5 protein-coding genes are annotated in these 3,601 nt (G+C 64.8%); 2 read left to right on the plus strand and 3 right to left on the minus strand.

Features of this window, described 5'->3' with window-relative positions:
- Positions 1 to 4: 4 nt before the first annotated feature.
- Positions 5 to 166 (plus strand): IS3 family transposase, encoded by a 162-nt coding sequence (locus ABW18_RS23325; protein ID WP_268760694.1) that lies wholly within the window; start codon positions 5 to 7, stop codon positions 164 to 166.
- Between the two features lie 571 nt (positions 167 to 737).
- On the opposite strand, the gene ABW18_RS23395 is transcribed toward ABW18_RS23325, so the two are convergent.
- On the minus strand, positions 738 to 866 hold the full coding sequence (locus ABW18_RS23395; protein ID WP_268760693.1) for a hypothetical protein: 129 nt from the start codon (positions 864 to 866) through the stop codon (positions 738 to 740).
- Positions 867 to 1,552: 686 nt separating this feature from the next.
- On the opposite strand from ABW18_RS23395, the gene ABW18_RS22145 reads away from it, so the two are divergent.
- A complete protein-coding gene (locus ABW18_RS22145; protein WP_040519594.1) occupies positions 1,553 to 2,011 on the plus strand; it encodes an Hsp20/alpha crystallin family protein in 459 nt (152 codons plus the stop codon).
- Between the two features lie 727 nt (positions 2,012 to 2,738).
- Here the strand turns inward: ABW18_RS22145 and ABW18_RS22150 are convergent.
- Complete coding sequence (locus ABW18_RS22150) at positions 2,739 to 3,050, minus strand: hypothetical protein (RefSeq protein WP_152930182.1); 312 nt, start codon at positions 3,048 to 3,050, stop codon at positions 2,739 to 2,741.
- A 223-nt stretch (positions 3,051 to 3,273) separates the two neighbouring features.
- Entirely contained in the window at positions 3,274 to 3,585 is a 312-nt protein-coding gene (locus tag ABW18_RS22155) for a putative quinol monooxygenase (RefSeq protein ID WP_005180837.1), read from the minus strand.
- Positions 3,586 to 3,601: the final 16 nt, after the last annotated feature.

A 3,601-nucleotide genomic window follows, 5' to 3' on the forward strand; every position in this document is an offset into this window, starting at 1 on the left:
CTCGATCGCCGTCGCCGAATACATCGATTGGTTCAATCACCGCCGCCTGCACGGCGAGATCGGACACGTCCCACCCGTCGAATACGAGACCACCTACTGGTCGACCCACACGGTCACCAACTACCGGGTGAGAACCCGGGTCCCGGCAACCGCTGGAACCAACTAACCGAGCCTCCAGCAAACCCGGGGCGATTCAGGTTGGCTCAGCCCGGCGGCCAGTCTGTCGGATCGGAATCGACGTCGTAGGCTCCATCGCCAGTCTGGGGCCACGGTTTCAAGGCCAGTCTGCGACAGATGGCAACCGTGAGTGCGCGGCACCGGTCTGGCAGAAATGCCGTGGCTAGGAATGGGCGGCCGCCCGGTCTGTCATGGGCGCGGGACGTCGTCGGTCATGTGGGGGAGTATGCGTTCTTGCAGTGCTTCCATGACCAACGCGGTGACCATCACAGCGACGGGCGCAACAAGACCACCCAGGATCACCATCCGCGTCTGCCCTCCCTGCTGCTGGCCTGCTCTATTGCTACGAAGGCAGCATAGCGCAGTCTGTTTCGGCCCTACGGGGGTTGGTCCGATACCGATCCGCGACCGGTGATCGGACGTTACGTGTGCGCGTGACGGCAGCGGCGGGGTACGCCGCTGCCGTCACCTGCTGTCGGGTTGACCCACCAGTGCTGGCCGAGGCGTGGACGGACGTGGTCTGTCGCCGCACCCTGCCAACCCGCCAGGGGAGTGAGGTGTCACTGCGACGTGGTGAGGAATACAAGGATGGCGGCCAGGGCGATGAGGTAGGCCAGGGCCCACCGTAGGTCGTGGTGTTGTGGGGTGGGCGGGGTGTGACGGTGAAATGTGAGGCTGCGGGAGGTCATGACTGCAAGTTCGATGCAAGTGGTGGGGTTGTGGGACAACAAGAGACGTCGCAAGGCCGACGCCCGGCCCGCCCGTGAGCAGAACGCCGCCCTGAGGTCGGGGGCGTCGTAGTCACTGCACCTGGGCAGGCGTGGGCCCGGCCGTAGAGGTGTGTGACGCGGTCAGGGCCGTCGAGCGGAGGCCAGCTGCTGTTGAGGCCACGGGCACCCGGTGCTGGCGGTCAATGTCGGGCTGGGAGTGCTTCGCTGCCGGTCGACTGGTGTCGGGGGTGGCTGGTACCAGTGTTTCGGATTGATCCGGGTGGAGGCGTGGCTGCGCCCATGACGTGGGTCCACCAGTGCTGCAGCGGGCTGGGATCGGGCCAGACGATCGGGTGAAGTTCGGGGGCGGGGGCCGACATCGGGTGGGATCATCCTTCCTGGGTCATGTCGCGCGGAACGTGGCCGTCGGTGAACGTCGTCTTCCTAGATAGCACTCGTATGCGCGGCCCGCCACCCGATGCCGAATGCGGGTTACTGCTCGCTCTTGGATCGAGTGCTGTTGTGCTGGTGGATGACTGAGTGCGCGGAACATCAATCAGATGCTTGGCACTCGCTGGTTGTGAGTGCTAATCTGATGGTGCGCAGTGAAGGTTGATGTGGTGCCGTCAGTGTGGCGGCACCCGTGGATCAAGGAGGTGGTTGCGATGCTGGGTATCGATCCGTTCTCCATGGTTGATGACTGGGCTCGAGGACTTCTCACTGGCGAGTCCGTCGCTGGCCGACGTGCACCGAGATTCATGCCGATCGATGTGTACAAGGTCGACGACCACTATTCGTTGATCGCCGACCTGCCTGGTGTTGATCCTGGTTCGATCGATCTCAACGTCGACAACGGGGTGTTGACCTTGTCGGCGCATCGCAGCGCACTCTCGGATGAGGGTGTGCAGTGGCTGGCCAACGAGAGATTCGCCGGCACCTACCGTCGGCAGATCACTCTGGGTGAGGGTGTCGATCCGGCGAAGATCTCTGCTGCCTATGACAACGGTGTGCTCACGGTGACGATCCCGGTGGCTGAGAAGACCAAGCCTCGCAAGGTGGCCATTGAGCATTCCGGTGCTGGGCGTCAGGAGATCACCGCTGGCTCCGAGGCGGCCTCGGGCTGACTGACCCGGGGTGGTGGTCGTCACTGTCACCCCAAGCGCAGGGAGGTCAGAGATGATGGGCTGCGTCAGGGCTGTGCCGCTGGCCGGTTGTGTCGACGTGATCGACGTCGAAGACACCTGGCTGGCCGCTGAAATCGATGCTGTCTTCGCGCAGGTTGGCGATCCGCAGCGGGTGCTACCTACCCTCACGTGCGGGATCAGCACCGCTCGGCGCCGGCCACCTGGTTCCGGCCGGACCGCCCCTCGCGTCGCGCACCTGCGGCCGCGACACCGAGTAGTCAGTCGAGGTGGGCGGCAGCGTGGCCCGCCCACCTCCGTCCGAGAGCTTCTGAGAGACAGCTGCGTCCGGGAGCCGAAAGGGTTGGCGGTGTCGGGCTCTGGCGATGGCAGGGCAGAGGGACGGACAAGGATGACACCCGCCGTCCTCCCCGGCGGCCGAGTGTCATCCTTGTCCATATTCAGTTCGACTGATGTATCTTTGCGGATCGCTAATAGTGCTGTGATCGCTGTCACGCTTCGAAGTGTGGGGTGGCATGACCCGGAGTGAGGTGGGCGGCCCGGGGTTCGTTCGTCGGGTGGCTCTTGGCAAGCCCGACACATCGGCAGCCGGGACTGCTGCACGGCAGGTTATCGGCACTCTAATTTAGTTGGGGGAGCTGGTAATTCGTGTTCAGTTGACATATGCGCCGCTGTGAGTCCGAGGAGTGAGACGCTTCGCCACTTTTGGTCAGCGGTGCGGTGTCATTGGTCCTGGCAGGGCGTGGTGATCGGGCGGTGCGGGTTCCAGGACCACACGCAGGTTCATTCCGGCCAGGTGGGTGTGCCTGAGCTGGGTGTTGTCGGGGTGGATCGAGTCGGCTTTCCAGTAACTGACGACAACAGTGCGAGCGTCGGTCCATTCGAGGTTGGCCCCGTAGTCGGTCCGGCTGCGCTGGGCTCCTCTGAGTGTGGCGATCGCAGGGGCGTCGATTGGCTCACCGGCGGGGACCAGATGGATGGCGTAGCTGTAGGTGGTGGTCGCTCCCGCGTTGTTCTGCACCACTATTGCGTCGACTCGACCCTTCCCACCGGCGCTGGCCTCACGGCTCTGCCCGACACCGACGTCGCTCTCCTCTGCGACGGACCCCTCGCCGGCTGAGCGCTCGCGGCCGGCATCCTGTCCGTGTGCCGATAGGCCTCGTACCGCTCGGCAACGCAGCGTGGCGTTGCGTCGCGACCTGGCGACGGCTCGGCGGGGCGCGATCGTCTCGTGCGTTGGCGGACTACGGGAGCTTGGACGCGAGGACGTCGGCCGCCAGGATCTCGGGTGCTGCGCCGAGGAGGTGCTGGTTGGCCATCAGGGCTGCGACGATGGCGCCGTTGGCGTGGGCGTCGCGAGCGGCCTCGTCGGGGAATGCATCGAAGATCCAGAAGGTGTCGGCGTGGGTCCTGACCGCGAACCAGACAATCGTTCCTACTTCTTCGTTGGCGAGTGAGACAGCGCCGGCGAGCAGATCGGCGACCGCGTCGTGCTGTCCATCGGCCGCGACGATCTTGGCGACGAAGGCATACGGAAGTGATGCGGGTGTGGACATGAGGGGTTCTCCTAGG

The organism is Gordonia jacobaea, from assembly GCF_001186365.1.
Classification (GTDB): Bacteria; Actinomycetota; Actinomycetes; order Mycobacteriales; family Mycobacteriaceae; genus Gordonia; species Gordonia jacobaea.